This is a genomic window from Dolomitihabitans soli (genome assembly GCF_022213955.1).
GTDB classification, from domain to species: domain Bacteria; phylum Actinomycetota; class Actinomycetes; order Streptosporangiales; family Streptosporangiaceae; genus Streptosporangium_A; species Streptosporangium_A soli.
Genome location: NZ_JAKNTW010000038.1, coordinates 1 through 22,099, shown reverse-complemented (window position 1 = coordinate 22,099; position 22,099 = coordinate 1). Strand labels below are relative to the sequence as shown.

The 22,099-nt window shown below is 71.2% G+C and carries 20 protein-coding genes; 10 read left to right on the top strand and 10 right to left on the bottom strand.

The genetic code is table 11. From position 1 onward, the window contains the following. Positions 1–18 precede the first annotated feature (18 nt). The 5 genes from MBA17_RS42915 to MBA17_RS42895 are packed head-to-tail and all read left to right on the top strand — an operon-like array spanning position 19 to position 5,622. Positions 19–1,851, top strand: a complete 1,833-nt coding sequence (locus tag MBA17_RS42915) for an SCO2524 family protein (RefSeq protein WP_238503695.1) — start codon at positions 19–21, stop codon at positions 1,849–1,851. Positions 1,852–1,853: 2 nt separating this feature from the next. Further along, positions 1,854–2,771, top strand: coding sequence for an SCO2523 family variant P-loop protein (locus MBA17_RS42910; RefSeq protein ID WP_238503694.1), 918 nt, complete (start codon positions 1,854–1,856; stop codon positions 2,769–2,771). Continuing rightward, positions 2,768–3,700: an SCO2522 family protein gene (locus MBA17_RS42905; RefSeq protein WP_238503693.1), complete on the top strand. Its 933-nt coding sequence runs from the start codon at positions 2,768–2,770 to the stop codon at positions 3,698–3,700. The genes MBA17_RS42910 and MBA17_RS42905 overlap by 4 nt, the downstream gene beginning before the upstream one ends. Positions 3,701–3,719: 19 nt before the next feature. Further along, on the top strand, positions 3,720–4,775 hold the full coding sequence (locus MBA17_RS42900) for an SCO2521 family protein (RefSeq protein WP_238503692.1): 1,056 nt from the start codon (positions 3,720–3,722) through the stop codon (positions 4,773–4,775). Then, positions 4,660–5,622 carry a hypothetical protein gene (locus MBA17_RS42895; RefSeq protein ID WP_238503691.1) on the top strand — a complete coding sequence of 321 codons (963 nt, stop codon included), beginning with the start codon at positions 4,660–4,662 and terminating at the stop codon, positions 5,620–5,622. Before MBA17_RS42900 ends, MBA17_RS42895 begins: the two co-directional genes overlap by 116 nt. Here MBA17_RS42895 and MBA17_RS42890 read toward each other — a convergent pair. Continuing rightward, positions 5,585–6,763 carry an NAD(P)/FAD-dependent oxidoreductase gene (locus MBA17_RS42890; protein WP_238503690.1) on the bottom strand — a complete coding sequence of 393 codons (1,179 nt, stop codon included), beginning with the start codon at positions 6,761–6,763 and terminating at the stop codon, positions 5,585–5,587. The two genes, MBA17_RS42895 and MBA17_RS42890, sit on opposite strands and share 38 nt — an antisense overlap. Before the next feature lie 221 nt (positions 6,764–6,984). On the opposite strand from MBA17_RS42890, the gene MBA17_RS42885 reads away from it, so the two are divergent. Continuing rightward, positions 6,985–7,728, top strand: a complete 744-nt coding sequence (locus MBA17_RS42885; protein WP_238503689.1) for a hypothetical protein — start codon at positions 6,985–6,987, stop codon at positions 7,726–7,728. Positions 7,729–7,833: 105 nt separating this feature from the next. Here MBA17_RS42885 and MBA17_RS42880 read toward each other — a convergent pair whose 3' ends face one another. The 8 genes from MBA17_RS42880 to MBA17_RS42845 all read right to left on the bottom strand — a co-directional run bounded on the left by MBA17_RS42880 (position 7,834) and on the right by MBA17_RS42845 (position 14,966). Next, positions 7,834–8,409, bottom strand: a complete 576-nt coding sequence (locus MBA17_RS42880; protein WP_238503688.1) for a substrate-binding domain-containing protein — start codon at positions 8,407–8,409, stop codon at positions 7,834–7,836. Positions 8,410–8,446: 37 nt separating this feature from the next. Further along, positions 8,447–9,604: an acetyl-CoA C-acetyltransferase gene (locus tag MBA17_RS42875; RefSeq protein WP_238503687.1), complete on the bottom strand. Its 1,158-nt coding sequence runs from the start codon at positions 9,602–9,604 to the stop codon at positions 8,447–8,449. A 9-nt stretch (positions 9,605–9,613) separates the two neighbouring features. Next, positions 9,614–10,231, bottom strand: coding sequence for a TetR/AcrR family transcriptional regulator (locus MBA17_RS42870; RefSeq protein WP_238503686.1), 618 nt, complete (start codon positions 10,229–10,231; stop codon positions 9,614–9,616). A gap of 15 nt (positions 10,232–10,246) precedes the next feature. After that, a complete protein-coding gene (locus tag MBA17_RS42865; RefSeq protein ID WP_238503685.1) occupies positions 10,247–11,023 on the bottom strand; it encodes an SDR family oxidoreductase in 777 nt (258 codons plus the stop codon). Beyond that, complete coding sequence (locus tag MBA17_RS42860; protein ID WP_238503799.1) at positions 11,020–12,168, bottom strand: NAD(P)H-dependent flavin oxidoreductase; 1,149 nt, start codon at positions 12,166–12,168, stop codon at positions 11,020–11,022. The genes MBA17_RS42865 and MBA17_RS42860 overlap by 4 nt, the downstream gene beginning before the upstream one ends. Before the next feature lie 210 nt (positions 12,169–12,378). Further along, positions 12,379–13,179 (bottom strand): CoA-transferase subunit beta, encoded by an 801-nt coding sequence (locus MBA17_RS42855; protein WP_238503683.1) that lies wholly within the window; start codon positions 13,177–13,179, stop codon positions 12,379–12,381. A 183-nt stretch (positions 13,180–13,362) separates the two neighbouring features. After that, the gene (locus MBA17_RS42850; protein ID WP_238503797.1) at positions 13,363–14,208 is read right to left on the bottom strand and encodes a CoA transferase subunit A; all 846 of its coding nucleotides are present in this window, start codon (positions 14,206–14,208) and stop codon (positions 13,363–13,365) included. Between the two features lie 8 nt (positions 14,209–14,216). Next, the gene (locus MBA17_RS42845) at positions 14,217–14,966 is read right to left on the bottom strand and encodes an enoyl-CoA hydratase family protein (RefSeq protein ID WP_238503682.1); all 750 of its coding nucleotides are present in this window, start codon (positions 14,964–14,966) and stop codon (positions 14,217–14,219) included. Positions 14,967–15,029: 63 nt separating this feature from the next. Here MBA17_RS42845 and MBA17_RS42840 point away from each other — a divergent pair, with 63 nt between their 5' ends. From MBA17_RS42840 to MBA17_RS42825, 4 genes are all read left to right on the top strand, one after another. Next, on the top strand, positions 15,030–15,791 hold the full coding sequence (locus MBA17_RS42840; protein ID WP_238503681.1) for an SDR family oxidoreductase: 762 nt from the start codon (positions 15,030–15,032) through the stop codon (positions 15,789–15,791). 131 nt (positions 15,792–15,922) lie between these two features. Then, the gene (locus MBA17_RS42835; RefSeq protein WP_238503680.1) at positions 15,923–16,417 is read left to right on the top strand and encodes an AAA family ATPase; all 495 of its coding nucleotides are present in this window, start codon (positions 15,923–15,925) and stop codon (positions 16,415–16,417) included. After that, positions 16,414–17,175 (top strand): tRNA(His) guanylyltransferase Thg1 family protein, encoded by a 762-nt coding sequence (locus tag MBA17_RS42830; RefSeq protein WP_238503679.1) that lies wholly within the window; start codon positions 16,414–16,416, stop codon positions 17,173–17,175. The genes MBA17_RS42835 and MBA17_RS42830 overlap by 4 nt, the downstream gene beginning before the upstream one ends. Before the next feature lie 71 nt (positions 17,176–17,246). Next, the gene (locus MBA17_RS42825; RefSeq protein ID WP_238503678.1) at positions 17,247–18,254 is read left to right on the top strand and encodes a lytic transglycosylase domain-containing protein; all 1,008 of its coding nucleotides are present in this window, start codon (positions 17,247–17,249) and stop codon (positions 18,252–18,254) included. A gap of 9 nt (positions 18,255–18,263) precedes the next feature. Here MBA17_RS42825 and MBA17_RS42820 read toward each other — a convergent pair whose 3' ends face one another. After that, positions 18,264–21,773, bottom strand: coding sequence for a S8 family serine peptidase (locus MBA17_RS42820; protein ID WP_238503677.1), 3,510 nt, complete (start codon positions 21,771–21,773; stop codon positions 18,264–18,266). Positions 21,774–22,099: the final 326 nt, after the last annotated feature.

Sequence of the window (22,099 nt, the reverse complement as noted above, 5' to 3'; positions counted from 1 at the left end):
CGGGGAGGTCCTGCGCCTATGAAACTGCAGCCACGCCAGCAGCTTCTCGAGGTCTGGAGGGCGGTTTCCCGGACCTCGACGCACGACGGCCGGTGGACGTGGGGCGGGCGGGACGGTTCGAATTCCATTTCGGACACTGAACAACTTTTGTGCCTTATGTTCCCTGCTTCCGAATTGACCGGATTCAAAATCGATGTGCCCGACGAGACCGCCGAGGACGTCCTCGAATCCCTCACCGCGCTCGGCGACAGCATCGAAGTCCCCAAAACTCTCATTCGCGTCATCAGGGAGTATCTCGACAATTACACCAGCGAGGACGGCCGGCCGCTGTTCGCCGGCGGCAGCTACTTCAAGTCGAACGACCCCGCCCAGGACGTCACCAAGGAGCAGCAGGACCTCGACGTCGTCGACTCGTTCTCGATGTCGGTGACCCTGATGCTGAGCATCCTGGGCTTCCTGAAGGTCTTCCGCCGGAGCGTCCGCCGGGAGGAGCTCCTCCGGGAGATCCTCGACGTGGAGTCGCGCGCCAGCAAGCGGCTGTCGGCGGCCATGGTCAACCTGCTGCGCAGCTTCACCATCAACGCCTTCGACCCCGGCTCTCCCCAGGGCCGGGTGCTCATCCGCTCGGTCAACCAGACCGGCTCCCCCGACCGCCGGGTGATCGAGGACCTGCAGCGGCAGCTCACCGGTGTCCGGGCCGGCCTGCGCGACCTGACGATCGGGTCCGGGCAGGTCGACCTCGACAACCCCAACCTGCTGTTCGAGTGCGGCTGGAGCTGGGGCATCGTGCAGGACGCCCCCTTGGTGGAGACGGACCTCGACGTGGGACCGCCGGCCGGCGGCATCGCGCCCAACCTGCCCTTCCTCTACTTCACCGTGATCGCGCTGACCAGCATCACCGACCTGTTCTCCGAGCGCACTCGCGTGCTCGGCCTGCTCGACGACGACCAGCAGCAGCTCGCCAACGCCCTCCAGCGCCGGTGGGACCTGACCCAGGCCTACTGGTCGCGGATCGCCATGTTCGGGCGCGGGCGCTGGCCGCTGGAGGACATCCCGTGGCGCACCACCGACGACGCCGAGTCCGACTACTTCTCGCTCCTCGTCACCGCCATGGTGGTGGAGAACCTGCTGCGCACCCGAGCCAGCGACACGGTCCTCAACCGCGTCGCCGGCGTGCTCGACGAACTCGCCATCCGGGCCCGGATCACCCGCCGGGCCATCAAGGACGACCCCACGGTGCGGATGCACTCGCCGGGGGTGATCTACCAGCTCGACGGCAGCGACGCCATCGGGCCGTCGATGCACTGGCTCATCTCCGACTTCGCCATCACCCTGCTCAAACGCACGATGGGCGTGGCCTCGATCGCGCAGAGCACCCAGACGCGTGAGCGGCTGCTGTCGCTCGCCGACGAGATCTGGGTGCACATCCACAAACGCCGCTGCGGGAACGGCGTGGGCCGGGACCTGTGGGACCAGCCGTCCAACGTCTTCGCGGACATCGAACCGGCCAGCGAGGTCCCCTCGTGGTACTTCACGGAACGGGTGGTCGAGTTCCTGGTCTCCGCGGCCAAGACCAGCGAGGCCGACCCGATCCGCAGCCCGATGCTCTCCGACATCGCCGGCGAGATGCTGAGCGAGGCCGAGCACCTCTACGACCAGGAACAGCTCATCTGGGCGACCAGTTCGGGGCAGGCGCTCCAGCCCAAACTGCGGAGCATCGAGGGCAACCTCCAGCGTGCGCGGGCGATCGTGCGGGCGCGTCCCGGCAGCGCGATGGCCCTGATCAACGAGTCCCTCCGCGACCTCGAACTACTGGCGCTGGCCCGGGAGAACGCCGCGGGGGCGAACTGACGATGCTGGTTTTCGCGATCAGTGACAAAGGCGGCACCGGCCGCTCGGTCACCAGTAGCAACATCGTGTACCGCCGCGCGCTGAGGGGCAACGACGTCTGCTACCTCGACTTCGACTTCGGCTCGCCCACCGCCGGCGCGATCTTCAACGTGAGCACGGCCGAGCGTGGCACCGACCGCGGCGGCATGCACTCCTACCTGCAGGAGAAGGTCGCGGAGCCGTACCGCGTCGACGTCTGGACCAGCTCCGACCGGAGCGCGCTGCGCGGCAAGCCGCCGGGGGCGGGGCAACTGGTCCTGTTGCCCGGCGATTCCAGCGGCGGCGAGTTCCCCACCGTGCCGAGCGTCGTCCAGCAGTGCGTGCGGCTGTTCCTGCGCCTGGACGAGGAGTTCGACCTGTGCCTGGTCGACCTCAGCGCGGGCCGTTCCTACGCCGCCGACATGGTCCTCGCCGCCACTGCCCGCCCGGAGCTCGCGGCCATCCCCTTCCGCTGGCTGGTCTACCACCGCTGGACCAGGCAGCACATCATCGCCGCCGCCGGGCTCGTGTACGAGCGGCGCGGACTCCTCGACGTGGGCGCGGCGCACGGCCACGACAAGCGGCGCCTGGCCGAGCAGATCCGCTTCGTGCGCACGGCCGTCGTCGAGCCGAGCTCCCCCGACCTCTCGGCGCTGCGCTCCACCCAGCTCGCCTGGCTCGACGAGTGCAACCGCGACCTGCACGAACTGGCCGGGCGCAACCGGGTCGGCCGTACGGCCATGCTGGGCAAGGTCCCGCTCGACCCGGTGCTGCAGTGGCGAGAGCAGATCATCGTCGACGAGGACGTCTACGCCAGCCAGATCGCCAACGAGGGCACGACGAGGGCCTTCGACGACCTGGCCACGAAGATCTTCGACGAGCGCGCCTGGGAGGGTCTGTGAGATCCGCCTTCACCGAGGAGACCGCGGAACGCCGGGTGGAGTCGACCCCGCTCTCCCACGTCTCCATCGAGCTGGGCCACCTCTACATGGAAGACTACGCCAAGGGGTTCGAGCACATCCGCGCCCAGTTCCGCCTGGTCGCGCCGTGGGTCGAGACGGTCCGCTCCTCGGTGGGCGGCAAGGCGCGGGTGAGCACCTGCTTCCTCATCGACGACTACTTCAGCCAGTTCGGCTCCCCGGACGCGGTCGTGCCCATGGTGATCGCGGCGGCGGGCGAGACCGGCCTCACGATCGACTATCTGGCCAGGGAGGCGGGCTGCGCCCGGTCGGGCGAGGTGGACGTGGCGAGGCTCGTCCTGGACCGGATCGTCGCGGACCCGGCCCCGGGCACGAACGGCGCGCGCCCGCCGCTGGTCAAGAGCGGCTGGCTCTGCAACGGCCGGCGGGGCCCGGAGGCCGGCGGATTCGAGGCCATGGGCGCGGAGGCCCAGTGGCATCCACCCGTCCAGAACGCGGCCAGACGACATTCGATCTTCGTCGACGTGGAGCTCTGGGACGAGCCGGACGGCGCCCGCGTGTGGTCGTGTCCCTATCTCGCCTCGGTCTGGCAGCTGATGCGGCTCGGCCTGCTCAGAGACCACGGCAAGCCGGTCGTCCGGCCCGTTCCGGCGGCGGAGACCTTACCCTCCGACTGGGAGACGCTGCCGTCCCTCGTCCAGCTGAACCCGAAGGCCCAGCCGTTCTCCGCCTACCGGACCGCCTCGGTCCTCCCCTCCCGCTTCCTCCCCGTCGAGCTGGCGGTGCGCACGATCCTCAGCCAGGTCGCCGTCGACCCTGAGGTGCTCCACCAGGTGGCCGGCCGCGCCCATGGCGAAAGACTTCAGCTCGCCGATGAGCTGGTCGACCGAGTCTCCTACGTGTTCCTGTAGGCACCGTCCAGGAGACCAGATGCTGATAATGGGGGAAGTACACACCGGGCTCCTGCGCAATCTGGGAGAGCTCTCCGAGACCGAGTGCCGGGAGGTCCTGCGGCTGACCTCGGGCGAGGAACCGCGCACCTGGCAGCGCCCGCTGCTCTACGCGATCTCCCCCGACGTCCTCACCGGGGTCGACTGCCGCCTGCCCAGCTCGTCGGGCGCGCGGATCAGAGGCACCGGAACCGTGTCCCACCGGGCCACGATCGTCGGCGGGCGCGTCCTGCAGGGCTCGTCCTACACCACGCTCCTGCGGTCGGACAGCGACCAGCGGCTCCCCTGGTCGCACTACCTCGCCGCCCCAGGCGTCGTCGAGGTGTACGGCAGGCCGCGCTGGCAGGACATGGCCGACGGCTTCGTCACCCCCGAACCGCCGATGGACGTCCTGAACGTCGGAGCCATCAGCGGCCGGCTGATGGGCGCCGTACAGGACTCGGCACGGCTGGACCGCAAGACCCCGTTCAAGACGACCCGCACCCGGCTGCGCTGGCTGTTCGAGCGGGACGACGCCCGCGGCGACGGCCGCCCGGCCATGCGGCTCACCCTCGGCAGGGACACGATGCGCACGCTGCGCTTCACCGGGGAGCCGACGACCGACGTGGTCGCCTTCTGTGAGGACCTGGCGCTCCACGACTGGCTGCTCACCACCCTGCAGACCCTCATCCAGCGGGCGCTCATCGGCACCGCGGCGCCCGCGCAGATCGCCGCGAGGCTGTCACCCGCGATCGACCATCTCCTGCATCTGTGGATGCCGGGCGCCAGGGTCGAGGAGCCCTTCCTGCCTTTCTGGGAGGAGCTGGAAAGGCATCCGGGTTTCACCCGGCAATGGACGTCATCCGTGGCGAGAATCCGCGACCAGATAACGGTCAACACCTTGTCTCTTCTAAGTGTGACAGAGAGCAGGCGAGAAGCAGATGGAGATCCCTCCCCGCGCCGAGGTGTTCCCCAAGACCGTACGCAAAGTCATTCTCACCCTGTTCGTCGGCGGATCTTCTTTCGCGCTGACCAACGTTCTCGTCGCCGATCCTGATCTCATCTGGAGCATCACCCTTTCCGTCTTCATCGGCGGTGTGGTGTTCGTGGTGCAGTTCCTGGTCGATTCCGACAATCAGCTGGAGGCGGTCCGCGAGGAGCAACTTCAGCACCACCACTCGTTGCAGCTGCTGATGGACAGCGGCTTCAACCGGATCAACGAGGCCACGGAGCTCTTCGGGCTGGTGGAGTCGTCGGCCCTGCAGACCGACGTGATCACCCAGTTCGTGCGCAACGCCACCGGGCTGGGCATCGAGACGCCCGAGCTGGTGCAGAACCTCGCGCAGTCGGAGATCGCCCGGGTGTCCCACTTCCTGCGCGAACTGGGCGAGGGCAGCGTGATCCAGGAGGGTGAGGACCGCGAGTGGCTGCTCGGCCTGTCAAGGCACGCCACCAGGTCCATCGACGCGGTCAGCATTCCCACCGTCGACGCCGGCGCCTGGGACCTGGAGGGCGGGTTCTGGACCACCGACCTCGGGCTGCGGTATCTCCAGGTCCAGCGTGACCGGGTGCACAAGGGCGTCCGGATCCGGCGGATCTTCGTTCTGGACCGTTCCGACCGTCCCGACGAGGAGGTGTTCAGGCGCATCTACAAATGGCAGTCGGAGATCCGCATCGAGGTGCGGGTGCTCGATCCCGCCACGATCCCGACGACCCTGCGCGGCTGGCTCTCCGACTTCGTGGTGTTCGACGAGGTGGTCAGCTACGAGACGACTCCGGGGCCGGACGTCGGCGAGGGGATGCACATGATCATGAACACCCAGCTCGTCCTCGAACAGGCCCGGGTACGGGCCATGACCGAGCGGTTCAACGTTCTGTGGGACTCGGCCCGATCGCTGACCTGACCCGCGCGGGATCGCACAGCGCGAGCAGGTCCCGGGTGGCCGCGTCCGTTCCGCCGGGATCCAGCAGGCCGCCGACCAGTTCCGCGGTGACCGGCGCCAGGGTGATGCCGAGCCCCGCGTGCCCCGTGGCGAGGATCAGCCGGCCGTACCGGTCGGCGGGGCCGATGAACGGGATGCCGTCCACGCTGCCCGGCCGTACGCCCGACCAGTGCCGTCGCATCCGCCAGGAGGCCGCGGACGGGGCGAGCGCGGCGAGGCCGTGCCGGATCATCGCGAGGTTCCCCGGGGTGGGGACTGTGTCGGACCGGCCCCGCTCGTGGGTCACGCCGACCGCCAGCCGCCCGTCGTTCCTCGGCACGGCGTAGATGTCCCTGCCCTCCACGGAGGCGTAGACGTGGTGGCGCATCGGGTAGCCGCCGGCGCCGGGGGCGATCACCTCGATCGCCTCCCCCTTGATCGGGAAGAGCTGGCCGGCGTGGTCCGGGGCGAGGGAGCCGCTGAGGTGCCCGCCGGCCACGATGACGTGGCCGGACTCGATCCGGGTGCCGTCGTCCAGGTGGACGGCGACGCCGTGCGGGCTCGCGTCGACCCGGGTGGCCCGCGTGCCCAGCCTGATCCGCACCCCCGGATCCAGCCACAGGGCCGCGGACAGCGCGGCCATCAGCCGCCGCGGTTCGAGGGCGAGCTCGGCCGGCAGGTGGAATCCGCCCCGGACCTGCCGGCTGATCAGCGGCTCCGCCCGCAGCACCTCATGCCGGAGCAGGGGTTCGGCCCGTGCTCCGGTGGCCTGCCAGCGCGGCACGATCCGCTCGTGCAAACGGATCATCTCGGCATCGTCGAGCGCGATCTGGAGCGCACCGGCGGTCAGCAGCGGCACCTCGATGCCGGACAGCCCGATGACGGCGGCCACCCACGCCGGATACAGCTCGCGGCTCCGTTTCACCAGCTCGCGCAGTGGACCCAGGCACAGTTCGTCGGTCTCCGTGATGATGCCGCCCATCGCCGCGGAGGAAGCGCCGTTGCCGAGCCGCTGCCCTTTCTCAACGATCACCACGCGGCGGCCTTCGGCGGTGAGCCGTTGGGCGATGGCACAGCCGACGATTCCTCCACCCGCGATGGTCACGTCACAGGTTTCACGCACGCGCGACTCCTCGCCAGCCCGCTGTGCTCTTTTCCCTCGTGAACCGCCAGCCCCGTTCCTTCCTCATCGAGGCATTTGCGTCAGAAATGACGATATCGCGATAAAGCAATGTGGAGGAGGGTTGCACCGGCGGATAATTCCCTTCCTCTCAAAAGTCGTGAACCTTCGAGCAGTTCGGCGAGTCTTACTCAACAGCAGATCACTACCAGGGGGGTCACACCATGTCGCGCACGCTCGCCACAGCCACGCTCGCCGCCGTCCTCACCACCGCCCTGGCCGCCACACCCGCCACGGCCGCGTCGACACCCCCACCCGTCCTGTACGGCTTCGCCTGGGCCGACGGAGCCGGCACCCTGCGCATCACACCGGCCAAGGCGAAACTCGTCAAGCAGTACGGCGTGCTGCGCCACCGGCTCACGCCCATCCCCGGCGCCAAGGAGCGGCGGATCGGCTACCGGGGCGCCGACTTCCGCAGGGTCACGGCCGAGTGCGACCTCAAGGAGACCGAGGGCGTCGTCAAGGTGGACAAGAAGGGCCTGGGCACGACCCGTTGCGCGGACGGCGACCTGACGTTCGCGCTCCGGCTCGACCCCGTGCCGGTCAGGGTGTCGCTCGGCGCGACGACCCGGATCCACGAACTGCTCGCCGACCAGGGCGACCCCACGACCGCCCTCGGCACGATCAAGCGGGTGACCGACACGACGCTCCTGTTCACCCGGAACGGAAAAACGACCAAGCTCGGCTACACCGCCCTGTCATTCAGCCGGGTGACCAGGAAGTGCGGGGACCGCTGGCTCAGCAACCACGTCAACGCGGGCCGCGACGGCCTCGGCACCAAGGACTGCCGCACCGCCGACTTCACCAAGGCCCTCAAGCGGCTCAAGTATCCCGTCCTCGCCAAAGTGGATCACCTCCCGCTGAGCGGCAACCTGATCCAGGTGTGGGAGGTCTTCGGCGACGCGTGACTCTCCCGGGCCCGATCGCCCGGACGTGAACCTGCCCGGCGGGCGATCACCGGCCGTCTGGACGACCGACCGGGCCATGGCGGCGACGGGGCACGAGCCGCCGCGTCACCCGCCGGCGGCCTCGACCGCCGGAGGGCGCGAGGGGACGCTGCTGTCGCGCACGCGCAGTTCGGTCTTCAGCTCCACCGTGCTCGGCGCGCGCTTCGGCTCGCGCACCCGCTCCAACAACAGCTGCGCCGCGGTCCGCCCCAGGTCGTAGGTCGGCTGGGCGACCGTGGTCAGCGACGGCCGCACCAGGTGCGCCCAGGGGATGTCGTCGAACCCGACGACGCCGAAGTCGTCGGGCACCCGTACGCCCGAGTCGACCAGGCAGTCCATGACTCCGACGGTCATCAGGCCGTTCGCGGCGAACACCGCGTCCGGCTCTACGCCCTCGGCACGGCAGACGGCCACGCGCGAACCGGCGGCGGCACCCCTCCGAGCATGCCTCGTAGCGCCCTCCGGCGGGCCGGGGAACGCGAAGGCGTTCGAAGATCGTGACGTTGTCCCGGCCGCCGCCCTCGCATACGGCCCGCGGGCCGTACCTCGTCGCCGCGCCCTCACACCAAGGGGTCCGTCGGCCAGGCCCGGTTGCGGACCCTGCCTCGCTCTCGGCGCGTTCGAAATAGGGGTTAGAGGCATGACGTCGGCCGGCTCCCTGCGCGTTCGAAGTAGGGGGTCAGAGGCGTTCGAGGATCGTGACGTTGGCCTGGCCGCCGCCCTCGCACATGGTCTGCAGGCCGTACCTGGCTCCGGTGCGTTCCAGCTCATGCAGGAGGCTGGTCATCAGGCGGGCTCCGGTGGCCCCGAGGGGGTGGCCGAGCGCGATGGCGCCGCCGTTGGGGTTGACCCGGGCGGGGTCGGCGCCCGTTTCCCTGAGCCAGGCCAGCACGACCGGGGCGAACGCCTCGTTGATCTCCACGGAGTCGATGTCGCCGATGGACATGCCGGCCTTCTTCAGTGCGTACGCCGTGGCGGGGATGGGCGCGGAGAGCATCCGGACGGGGTCCTCGCCGCGTGCCGACACGTGGTGGACGCGGGCGCGGGGACGCAGGCCGTGCGCCCGTACCGCCGCTTCGGATGCGATCAGCAGGGCCGCGGCGCCGTCGGAGATCTGGGACGCCACGGCCGCCGTCAGCCGGCCGCCCTCCCGGAGCGGTCGCAGGGCGGCCATCCGGGCAGGCGTGGTGTCCCGGCGCGGGCCTTCGTCGGTCGCGCACTCCCCCAGCGGCACGATCTCCCGGTCGAACCGTCCCTCGTCGATCGCCCGGATCGCCCGCCGGTGCGACTCGTAGGCGAAGACCTCCATCTCGGCGCGGGAGATGTCCCACCGGTCGGCGATCATCTCGGCACCCCGGAACTGCGAGATCTCCTGCTCGCCGTACCGGGCCTGCCAGCCGGTCGAGCCGGCGTACGGCCCGCCGGTGAGGCCGAGGGGTTCGACCGCCCCCAGGGAGGCGTAGCCGATGGGGATCCGCGACATGTTCTGCACGCCGCCGGCGACCACCAGGTCGGTGGTGCCCGAGAGCACGGCCTGCGCGGCGAAGTGGATCGCCTGCTGGGAGGAGCCGCACTGGCGGTCGACGGTGACGCCGGGCACCTCCTCGGGCAGCCCGGCGGCCAGCCAGCAGGTGCGCGCGATGTCCCCGGACTGCGGGCCGACGGTGTCCACGCAGCCGAAGATGACGTCCTCCACCGCCGCCGGGTCGATCCCGGTGCGCGCCATCAACGCGGTCAGCACGTGCGCGCCGAGGTCGGCGGGATGAATCGGCGACAGGCCACCGCCTCGCCTGCCCACGGGGGTGCGGACCGCTCCGACGATGTACGCCTCGGCCATCGCTGCTCCTCAGGTCGTCTGGATCCCGTCAAGGATCATGGTGAGGTACTGCCCGGCGATCTCGTCGGCGGACAACCGGCCGTCCCTCCGGTACCAGCCGGCGGCGACCCAGACGGTGTCGCGGAGGAAACGGTAGATCAGGCCGGTGTCCAGGCCGACGCGGAACGTGCCGTCCAGGACTCCGCGGTCCAGCACGGCCAGCCACATCTCCCTGAACCGCCGCTGCGAGTCGAGCAGGTAGGCGAAGCGGGGATTCGTCCCGAGGTGTTTGGACTCGTTCTGATAGATCACGACGGCCGGGCGATGCCTGTCGATCATCCGGAACGACTCGATGATCAGCTCTTGGAAGGTGTCCCGGGTGTCGAGGCCGGCGTCCAGCACCCGGTCGTAGGCCGCCCACAGGTCGGTGAGGAACGACGAGAGGATCTCGTCGGCGATCGACTCCTTGGAGTCGAAGTGGTAGTAGAGGCTGCCGCCCAGCATGCCCGCCGCCTCGGCCACCTCTCTGACCGTGGTGGCGGCGTATCCCCGGGCCGCGAACACCTCCGCCGCCGTGCCGAGCAGTTCGGCGCGCCGCTCCGCCCGTGCGGTCGTGGTGCTCTCGGAGTCTCGGCGTCGTGGGCTCATCGGCAGGCGGACCTCTCAGGGATGCTGGCTGGAGACCGAGACGACCTCGCCCGTCAGATAGGAGGAGTAGTCGCTCGCGAGGAAGACGATAACGTTGGCGACCTCCCACGGCTCCGCGTGCCGTCCGAACGCCTCCTTCGCGGTCAGCTCGGCCAGCAGTTCCGCCGTGGTGACCTTGGCCAGATGGGGATGCATCGCCAGCGACGGCGCGACCGCGTTCACCCGCACGCCGTACGGCGCGGCCTCGATCGCCGCGCACCTGGTCAGGGCCATGACGCCGGCCTTGGCCGCCGCGTAGTGCGCCTGTCCCTCCTGTGCCCGCCAGCCGGCCACCGAGGCGTTGTTCACGATCACGCCCCGGCCCCTCGGCTGCATCCGGGCCAGCGCGGCACGGGTGCACCGCATCGTTCCGGTCAGCGTCACGTCCAGCACCCTGGCCCACTGCTCGTCGGCCATCTCCACGAGCTTCGCCGTACCGCCGAGACCGGCGTTGTTGACCACCACGTCGACCGGCCCGACGCGCCGCTCGGCCACCGCGAACAGGTTCTGCACCTGTTCCTCCGAGGTCACGTCGCACGGCACCGCGGTCACCCGGCCGGGTCCGGCCAGGCGGCCGAGCGCGGCGCGGGTCTCCTTCAGCCGCCGCTCGTGGGCGTCGCTGACCACGACGTGCGCGCCCTCCTCCAGCAGGCGGCGGGCGCAGGCGCCGCCGATGCCGGTGCCCGCGGCGGCGGTCACCACCGCCACCCGGCCGTCCAGCAGGCCGTGCCCCGGCACGTACGACGGCGTCATGGCCGCGCCTCCTTCTCGACCGGGTTCCCGCCCTCAACCGCCCCCCGGCTCGCCACCGGACATCCGCCGTCCACCGGCCCCCGGCTCGCCACCAGGTTCCGGCCGAGCCCGCCCAGGACGTCGGCGGCCATGGAGACGATCTCGTCGATCAGGTCCTCGCAGGAGGGCAGGTCGTCGATGAGCGCCACGACCTGCCCCGAGGCCAGCACCCCGAGGTCGGGCCTGCCGTCCACCATCGCCGCCTTGAGCAGCATCGGCGTGTTGGCGGCCATCAGCACCTGGGGCCAGGTGAGCTCCCTGCCGTGCTTCATGGCCAGGCCGTCGCGGATCAGGCCCGGCCACGACAGGCCGGACAGGCGGCGGAACCTGGCGGCGTTGCGGGCCGCGCGGACCAGCCCGGAGACGCGGCCCGCGCGTTCCAGCGCGTCCACCAGCGGGGTCCGGAGCACGCGGTGCGGCATGCCGTCGACCTGGCGCGTCACCACGGTCTCCGCCATGCCGAGGTAGAGCCGCTTGACCGGGTCGGGGACCGTGCTTTCACGGGTGAGCAGGAACCTGGTGCCCATCGCCACACCCGCCGCGCCGTACGCCAGGGCCGCCGCCAGCCCGCGCCCGTCGAAGAACCCGCCCGCGGCGATCACCGGTATGCCGACCGCGTCCACGACCTGTGGCAGCAGCAGCGTGGTGGCGACCGGCCCGGTGTGGCCGCCGCCCTCGCCACCCTGGACCAGCACCGCGTCGGCCCCCCACGCCTCGACCTTCTCCGCGTGCCGCCTGGCGCCGACCGAGGGGATCACCACGACGCCCGCGTCCTTCAGCCTGGCGATCAGCTCCCGGCTGGGGGCCAGCGCGAACGAGGCCACCTTCACCCGCTCCGCGATCAGCAGGTCGGCACGGTCCCGCGCGTCGAAGGCGTCGGCGCGCAGATTCACCCCGAAGGGTGCTCCGGTGCGCGCGCGGACCTCCGCTATGGCGGCGGCGAGCCGGTCGAGGGTCATCGTGGCGGCGGCGAGGATGCCCAGGCCACCGGCGTTCGCGACGGCGGAGACCAGCCGCGGCCCGGCCACCCAGCCCATGCCGGTCTGCACGACGGGATGCCGGACCCCGGTGAGCCGGGTCAGCGGGGTGTCCAGCACCTGCCCGATCACGTCGGACCCTCCCACACCCTGGAACACCGCACCCCGGCGAACCGGGTCAGCGGGGTGTCCAGCACCTGCCCGATCACGTCGGACCCCCCTCGCGCACGGCACCCTGGAACACCGCACCCCGGTGAACCGGAACGACGAAGCGGCCGGCACCAACCCGAAACGACACCCCGGTAAACCGGGACGGCGGCCTGCCCAGCACTTGTGCGGTCACGTCCGGACCTCCCGTTCGCGGAGAGCGCCGGGGTCGAGGACGTCGCGGATCAGCCGTAGTTCCTCCGGCGTGGGCTGCCGGGTCTCCGGCACGTCACCGTCGATCACGAGCCGGCAGCCGGTGGCCGCCACGACCTGCTCGACGGTCGTCCCCGGGTGGACGGAGGCCAGCCGCATCCTCCCGTCGGGCGTGCCGAAGTCGAGCACGCACAGGTCGGTGACCACGCGGCGCAGACCGTGGAACCGCGCCGCCCGCGGGCCCAGCGCCGCCGCCCTGGCCGAGCCGACACCGCTGACCAGGTCCACCGCCGGGACGAACACCCGGGTGGAGTGCCTGGGGATCCAGTAGCTGGTGGGGTTGCAGATCGTGTTGCCCGGTGCGCCCCGCACGCCGAGGAGCTGCGACTCCGGCCGGGCCCAGTCGCCGATCGCGGAGATGTTGGCGTTGCCGTGCCCGTCGAGCTGCGCGGCGCCCATCATCACGTGCCGCCGCCCGTTCTGCACCAGCCACAGGTGGTCGCGGAACGGCAGCCAGCCCTCGGCGGGGCCCGCGGGTCCTCCGATGGGAGCCGGTTCGGCGGTCAGCAGCGCGCCGCCGTCGGTGGTCAGCAGGCCGGGCTCGAAGGTGAGCCTGGCCAGCCTGGCCCCGAGGGCCGAGCAGGTGCCCATCGCCGCCGCCAGGATCTCACCGTCGCCGCGCCACGCCTCGGCACAGGCGACCACACAGACCTCGGCCCGCGTCGCCGCCCCGGCACTCCCCGCTCCCGGCGAGCGCGCCGTCTCCCGGCCGAGCGTCACCGCGTCTCCCCTCGGTCCGACGGCCTCGCCACGCCTCCCGGCATCACCGCGCCGTCCAGCGTCACCGTGCCTTCCAGCGTCACCGCGTCTCCCCTCGGTCCGACAGCATCGCCATTCCTTCCGGCATCGCCACGCCTGCCTCCTCGGGCCGGCACGCCGGCGCGTGCTTTCGAGGCCCGCGTGTCACCGTCGTTCCTCCTCGTGCCAGCGCCGCACCTGCTCCTGGTAGGCGGCCTCGTCCCCGGTCAGGAAGCGGTCCGTGAACGCCGCCCAGGTCTCCCGGCCGGCCGCGGCGCCGGCGTAGTGCCGCTGGAACGCCTCGTCGCGAGCGTGGTCGGGGCCGCAGTCGGTGAAGTGGCCGCCGCCCGGCGTCTCCACCACTCCGGTCACGTGCATCCGGCTGACCAGCAGCGTCTGCGGCGGGCCGGCGAGCCCGCCCGGGTCCACCAGGCGCTCGCAGCTCAGGTAGCAGCGGGCGGCGGCCTTGGCGAACAGGTCGTCCAGGTAGGGATCGGGGCCGAGGTACTGGCCGTTGCCGCGCGTGTCGGCCCGGTCCAGGTGCACGAGCGCCACGTCCAGCGCCAGCGCGGGCACCGCGACCAGTTCCTCCCCGTCCTCGTACGGCGAGCGGACCGTGCGCAGCCCCGGGTTGATCCGCATGACATCGGAGCCCAGCCCCGCCCGGGTCGGCAGGAACGGCAGCCGGTGCGCCGCCGCGAGCAGGCCGAACATGAACATGCCCTCGTCGTACTCGGTGAACTCGACGGCCCCGCGCTGCCGTGCGGCTCTGAAGTGCGGTTCGAGCGGGATGGAGTCGAGTGTGACGAAGGGGGCGATCAGCCTGCGGACCTTCCCGGCGGCGCACAGCAGGCCCACGTCGGCTCCGCCGCACGACACGATCGTGAGGTCCTCGACGGGGGACCGGCAGATCGCGCGGACCAGGGCCATCGGCTTGCGGCGCGAGCCCCAGCCGCCGATGCCGACCGTCATGCCGTTCTCCAGCGAGCCCGCGACCTCCTCGGCCGTCATCGTCTTGGTCACTCCGGCTCCTCGGCGAGGAAGGCGTCACGGTGCCGGTCGCCCGCGCCGGTCAGGGTGAGTTCGTAGGTGAAGCCCTGTTCGAAGCGGTAGCTGCGCTCGACGTCGATCGGGTCGATGCCGTTCAGCGACTCCTTGGCCCGGCGGATCACGTAGGGGTCCTTGGCGGCGATCTGGCGGGCGACCTCGAAGGCGGCGGCGCGGAGCCGTCCGGCGGGGACCACCTCCAGCACGGAGCCGAAGGCGTGCAGTTCGGCGGCGCCGACGTTGCGGCAGGTGTAGACCATCGCGCGGACGAGATGCTGGGGAACGAGCCGGGCCAGGTGGGTCGCCGCGCCGAGCGCTCCGCGGGCCACCTCTGGGAGGCCGAAGTAGGCGTCCTCGGCGGCGATCACGATGTCGGCGTTGCCCGCCAGGCCGACGCCGCCGCCCAGGCAGAACCCGTGCACGGCGGCGATGACCGGAACCTCGCATCCGTAGACGGCCGCGAACGCGGCGAAGCAGCCCCGGTTGGCGCCCACCAGGGCGTCGAAGCCGGTGGCGGCCTGCGTCTCCTTGAGATCGATCCCGGCGTTGAAGCCCTTGCCCAGCGCGCGCAGCACCACCACGCGGGTCCGCTGGTCGCGCCCGGCCGACCGGACGGCGTGCGCCAGGTCGAACCAGCCCCGTACGGGCAGCGCGTTGACCGGCGGCAGGTCCATGACGATCTCGGCGATCCCGTCGTCGTGGTTCGTGGTGGAGATGCCCATCCGCTCGTCCTTCCACCAAACATTTGTTAGAAAGTAAGATAGCAAGCCACCGGAGGGAAAGCGATGGACTTCAGCGGCCGGGCGGTGCTGGTCACCGGCGGGACCAGGGGGATCGGCCACGCGATCGCGGAGGCGTTCCTCGCGGCGGGGGCCGAGGTGGTCGTCGGCGGGCGCCGGGAACCCGGCGCCCTGCCCCGCGCCGGAGAGCGGTCCGCCCGTTTCGTCGCGGCGGACATCCGGGACGCCACGGCCGCCGCCGGGCTGGTGGAGCGGGCGGCGGACCACCTCGGGCGGCTCGACGTGCTCGTCAACAACGCCGGCGGCTCGCCGGCCGCGGCGGCGGACACGATCTCCCCGCGGCTCGTGGAGAAGGTCGTCGCCCTCAACCTGCTCGCGCCCTTCTACGTCGCGCAGCCGGCCAACGCGATCATGCAGGGCCAGCGGACCGGCGGCGCCATCGTCAACATCGGCAGCGTCGCCGCCCACGATCCGCAACCGGGCACCGCCGCCTACTCCGCGGCCAAGGCCGGGCTCCTCGCGCTCACCCGGGCCCTCGCCCTCGAATGGGCGCCGAAGGTGCGGGTCAACCACATCACCACCGGGCTGGTCCGGACCGAGGCGGCGGCCTCCTTCTACGACGGGGCCCCGATCGGGGAGCTGATCCCGATGGGCCGGATGGCGACGCCCGCCGACGTGGCCGGCGCCTGCCTCTATCTCGCCGGCGACCTCTCCCCCTACGTCACGGGCGCGGACCTCGCCGTCCACGGCGGCGGCGAGTTCCCCGCCCGGCATCTGGCCGTCTCACCGGGCGTCCCGGGAGCGTGAATCCCGTGGCCGAAGACGCCTGTCAGGCCGGTGCACGGCGCCCGCCGTACCGCTGAGGTCGGCGAAGACCAGTCTCGGCGAGGGGCGCCCGTGCCGGACGGCACGCCTCGGCGGGGTGGAACGATGGCCTGGTGAGCACGCCACGAAGACCGGGTGACGAAGCAGGTGCGCTGGAGGTGGCGATCCTTGTCGGGTTGCAGGGATCGGGCAAGAGCACGTTCTACCGCCAGGCGCTGGAGGCGACCCACGTCCACGTGAGCAAGGACGACTTCCGCAAGGCCCGGCACCGGCAGCGGCGTCAGCTCCGTCTGATCCACGAGGCGTTGGAGCAGGGCCGCAGCGTGGCGGTGGACAACACCAACCCCTCGCCCGAGGAGTGGCGGCCGCTCATCGACGTGGCCGCCGAGCACGGGGCGCGGGTGACCGGGTACTGGTTCCCGCCCGACGTGGACGGGTCGCTCGCGCGCAACGCCGTACGAGAGGGGCGGGCGCGGGTGCCCGAGGTCGGCGTCTTCGCGACGCTGGGACGCCTGCGCCGCCCGCGCCCGGACGACGGGTTCGACCGGCTGTTCACGGTCGGGTTCGACGGCCGCGGCGGTTTCTCGATACGAGAGGATGAGGCGTGAACCAAAACGAGCTGGAAGCCAGGATGCGGGCTCGGGAGTGGTTCCACTCGCTCACGCTGCCGCCCGGTTCCTGGGCGATCATCCGGGTGGACGGCCGCCGTTTCTCCCGCTTCACCGAGCCGCGTTTCGACAAGCCCTTCGACGCGCGTTTCTCGGCGCTCATGGCGACGACCGCGCAATCCCTGCTGGAGGAGCTCGGCGGGCGTTACGCGTACGCCGAGAGCGACGAGATCTCCGTCGTGCTGCCGCCGGACTTCGACCTGTTCAGCCGCGAGGTGGAGAAGCTGGTGTCCATCTCCGCCGCCGTCGCCGCCGCGGCCTTCACCCATGCCGCCGGGGCGCCCGTGCACTTCGACAGCCGCATCTGGCTGGGCAACACCATCGAGGACGTCGTCGACTACCTGTCCTGGCGGCAGGCCGACGCCGCCCGCTGCGCGCTCAACGGCTGGTGCTACTGGACCCTGCGGGAGAACGGCAGCTCCCAGCGCGACGCCGGGCGGATCCTGGAACGCACCACCGTCGCCGACAAGAACGAGTTGCTGTTCCAGCACGGCGTCAACTTCAACGAGCTGCCCGCCTGGCAACGCCGGGGTGTCGGCCTGTGGTGGGAGACCTACGATCACCCCGGCCACGACCCGATCCGCGGCATCGACGTCATCGCCCGCAGACGCCGCCTGCACGTGGAACGGGACCTGCCGATGAAGGCCGCCTACCGGCAGCTCGTCGAACGGCTGATCAGTCCGCCCGTCGCGGACTGACGGCGGGACGACGCGGCGCGTTCGGCGGGCAACGGACCTGCGGGACCTCCGCGCGGGGTAACTTGGGGCCGGTGAAGGATCAGAATGCGCGGCCCCTGGAGGGCTCACCGGCGACCGGCCCGGTCACGGGCACGAACACGGCCCGGTGGCGTGGGCGGCTGGTGGCGGTGCCACTGGTCGGGCTGACCGTGGTGATCTCCGGCTGCGGGGGCTCCCCGGGACCGACCCCCGCGGCCGCCGCCCAGGAGGTGACCCGGTCCGCCGAGAAGCGGCCGGCCCCGGCACGGTCCGCGGAGCGGCCCCCGTCCCCGGCGCCCATCCCGCCGGCGCCCGACGTGGCCATCCCCGGCGACCCGTCCCGGCTCGCCGGAGACCTGGTCAAGACCACCGCCGACCTCCGCCAGGCCATCGACGGCTGGACCGGCAAGAACGACCCCGCCCCCGAGCCGGTGGTCCTGCTCGCACTGCACCAGCAGCGCGTCTACCGCCACCTGGCCCGCAATCCCAAGCTCGCGGCCCGCACCTACGCGGAGCTGCCGAAGGCGCTGGCCGGGCAGGCGAAGGACAACGTGAAGGCCACCAGCAACCTGCGCTCCCTGGTCCGGCCGCTCACCGGAACCGCGAAGTTCCGGGTCCGGCCGCCCGAGCCCGCCGGCGACCTGCTCCGCGCCTTCCGGAAGGCGGAGCGCCGGTTCGGGGTCGAATGGGAGGTGCTGGCGGCGGTGATGTTCGTCGAGACCAAGTTCGGCCGCGTCCGGTCGCCCAGCCACACCGGCGCCAAGGGGCCCATGCAGTTCATGCCGGGCACCTGGAAGGCGTACGGCATGGGCGGCGACGTGCACGACACCGATGATGCCCTGCTCGCCGCCGCCAACTACCTGCACGCCTCAGGTGCGCCGGGTGACTACCGCCGCGCGCTGTACGCGTACAACCACTCCTACGCCTACGTCGACGCGGTCCTCCTCCACGCCCGCCAGATGAAGCGGGACATCCGTAATTTCTACGCCTACTACAACTGGCAGGTGTTCGTGATCACCACGCGCGGCGACCGCCGCCTCACCGGCCCCGAGCCACGGTGACCGGCCGGGTCACGGCGTGGCCTTGTCGGGGCGTTCGGAGATGCGGACGAAGCTGACGATCGGTGCGCCCTTGCGTGCGGCGAAGCGCACGTTGAGCTGGCCGTCGGTGACCTTCACGGTGTGCTGCCTGGTGACCGCCGTGTACGTGCCCGCCTCCAGGGCCAGGTCGAGGGCCGGGATCGCGAGCTGGCCCTCGACGATGACGTCGAAGACTCGTGAGCCCATCGGCATCGACCGGGTCTCGGCGAAGCCCAGCTCCACCGTGTAGGTGCCGGCCGGCACCTTGTCGAAGCGGTATTCCAGCATGTTCTCGCGGGCCCGCTTGAACAGCTCCTGTTCGGTGGTGCCCGCGATGGTCCGGCTGGAGGTGGTCGTACGGGTCGAGGTGGCGACGTAGCCGTGGCCGCCCTGGGTGTACTTGCGGTCGACGGTCCAGCGGTCCCCGGTGCCGTCGACGATCTCCTTGGAGCCCGCCGCGTCCACCGCGACCTGGTGCGCGGGCACCACGACCGTGACGGTGATCTCGATGACCGGCTGCCGGCCGCTGGCCGAGCGGACGATCAGCTTGCCGGTGCGCATTCCGCCCGGCTGGACGCCGGTGCTGGAGATGGTCGCCGTCAGTTTCGCGGTCTGGTTCTTGGCGAGTTGCCCCGAGGCCGGGGTGACGGTCAGCCAGCCGCCCTGGGCGGGGTCGGTCGTGACCGTGTAGGCGGTCGCCGTGCCCAGGTTGGACAGGTCGACCGTACGCGTCCGGCTGGAGTTCGCCGGCGCGACCACGCTCAGCTCCGCCAGTGAGGCGCTGACCCTGCCGGTCACCAGAGCGGTGTCGATCTTGGTGACGACGGTCGGTGCGACGGTGACCTCCTGGGTGAAGGTGCCGTAGTGCTCCTTGGACACCTCAACCGCGTAGTCGCCGGCCAGCACCTGCCCGGTGAACGTGCCGTCGGCGGCGGTGGTGAACGTGGCCACGTCTCCCACCTTCACCGACGCGCCCGCCAGCGGCTCGCCGTCGTTGGCGTCGGTGACGACGCCGGTCACCAGGCCGTGCCTGCTGGCGGTGAACGTCACCCCCTGCCCGCTGCTGATCGCGGCGGAGTCGCGGGAGTACTGCAGGCCGTCGGTGCCGCCCGCGCTCTCGATCCCGACCGTGGCGCTGGTGCCCTGGTCGCGCTCGCTCTCGATGTCCTTGTAGCGGTAGGAGATCGAGCCGTCCTCACCGAGCAGCACCGAGAACGACAGCCGCTGAGCCGCCTCCGAGTAGAACCGGACGTTGCGCCACTCGATCACGAACGTACGGCGCGGCGCGGTGCCGGTGGTCGCGGTGTAGATCCCCGCCTCGGCGTCGACCACCAGGTCGTCCCAGTAGGGGTACACCGCGAGGTTCGGCGTCGCGACCGAGGGCAGCGCGCCGTTCCCCGCCGTGGTGACCCGGTCCGCGGCGAAGGTGGCGAAGCCGTTGGTGGCGATCCAGGCCCGGGACTGGGCCGCGCCGTAGAACGGCACCGCGAACGGCAGCGTGACCTGCGCCGCCTCGTCGTCGCCGGTGAGCGCGTGCTTCTCGGTGCCCGCCACGTACGGCTGGGCGCCGCTCGCGCAGGTGTAGCCGAAGCCGTCGCCGCGCAGTGGCAGCTCGACGTCCTTGGTCACGTCTCCGGTCACCTCGACCGGCACCGTGGTGCCGGCTCCGCAGCGCGACCGCGGCGTGACCTGGAGACTGTGGGAGCCCTGCGGCAGCGTCAGCTGGTAGCGGCCCGCGCCGTCGGTGACGGCGCTGACCGGCGTGCCGGTCGCGGCCACGGTGACGCCCGGCTCCGGGGTGCCCGCGATGGTCACCGTGCCGGACACCACGCCGGTCGCCTGCCGCGTCAGCGCGATGTCCGTGACGACGGTCTGGTCGCCGACGACGGTCGCGGTCGCGACCCCCTCGTCGTAGCCGAACCTGGTCACGGTGATCTCGTAGTCGCCGGGAAGCAGCCGCGGGACGCTGAAGGTCCCGTCCTGCGCGGTGCCCGCCGTACGGCTGAGCGGGCCGGAGATCGTCAGCGTGGCGCCGGCGACCGGGGTGCCGCCGGCCGTGACCGTGCCCTTCAGCTCGCCGAGGGCCTCCCGGGGCGCGGCCCGGACCGCGGCGAGCGCGTCGAGGCGGCCCTCGCCCCAGACGTTGTTGTCGGTGGCGGTCCCCCCGCAGCTGGTGTCGTTGACGTCGATCGCGGTCCCGTCGAGCAGGGACCGGGTGGCGGCGATGTTCCCCTGCAGCCGGGGCGCGGCCGACCAGATCAGCGCCACCGTGGCCGCCACGTGCGGCGAGGCCATGGAGGTACCCGTGTAGCTGTCGTAGGTGTTACCGGGCACGGAGGAGCGCACGTTCACGGCTGGCGCGGACAGGTTCGGCTTGATCTCGCCGTTCTCGCCCTCGCCCTTGCTGGAGCGGTTGTAGACCACGTTGTTCACGTCGAATCCACCGCTGCTGTAACTGGCCACGTACTGTCCGGGCGATCCGCTGGTACGGCAGGCCGGGCCCTCGTTGCCGTTGGCGAACATCGGGAAGATGCCCGCGTTCACCCACGCGTCCACGGTCGGCTTGTACCAGGGGTCGAAGCCGTCACCGCCCCAGGAGTTGTTGACGATGTCGGGCGCGAGGTCCGGGCGCGGGTTCTGACCGGCCAGGTCGGTGGGGGCGAGCACCCACTGGCCGGCGGCCAGCAGGGACGCGTCGGTGCACGTGTTGACCTCGCAGCCCTTGGCGGCGATCCATTTGGCGGCGGGCGCGACGCCGATGCCGCCCGCGCCGACCATGGTGCCCATGACGTGGGTGCCGTGGCCGTTGTTGTCACACGGCGCGTTGGTCGGGCAGATCCGGGCGGGGTCGAACCAGTTGTAGTCGTGGTCCACGGTGCCGTCGGGCTGCTTGCCGCGGTAGGCGGCGGCGATCTCCGGGTGGTCGAACTGCGCGCCGGAGTCGATGTGGGCCACCACCAGGCCCTCTCCCCGGTCGCCCAGCTCGCTCCAGACGCCGGGGGCGTTGATCCGGTCGACGTTCCACTCGACGGCGTTGACCTTGGCCACCGGTGTGCCCGGCACGGGTTTGGGCAGCGACAGCGTCCGGACGGGATCGATCCGGTCCACCTCGGGCAGCTTGGCGATCTCGCCCGCCAGCTTGGCGTCACCGGTGACCTTGACCGCGTTGACGATCCAGAAGGGGGTGAACTCGGCCTGCTGCGCCTTGAGCAGCGCTCTCAGGTCCGCCTGCGAGGTCTTGGCGTGCTCGGTCTTCGCGGTGAAGACCGACTGCGCCTTGTCGTCCTTGGTGACCGCCCTGCGTGCGGCGGAAAGATCTGCTTCGCCCTTCATCCGAACCCAGAAGGTGGATTTATCGCTGCGCTCCAACTCGGAGAGCACCGCATCGCTGATCTTGTCGGGAGCGGGTGCGGCCTGCGCCGTTCCCTGGGGGATGAGGAGGCCGAGGACGGCGAGCACGGAGACGAGGACCGTGCGCCAGTGCCGGGAAGTACGGGACACATGCACTCCTTAGCGGGACTGTGATCTTTTACAGTCACGCCGAGAAGAATGAAGCCCATTTATCGACTTTTCAAGAGGGTTTAGAGGCGGAAGCATCCTATGTCAGGAAATTTCGATTACCAGTTTCCGGACTTCAGTAATGCGCCCGGCTAACGGCTTATTACGGTCGCCCATAATGACGACTGGAACCGTTTGACCACTGGCGCGACCGCCGTCAGGGCGGGCCGCCTCGATCCCCCGGCGCGGGCGGCCGTCCGGGGGGGGGGGGGGGGCGGGGGCGGGGGGGGGCACGCCCGGCGCCCCCCCCCCCCCCCCCGCGCGCCGCG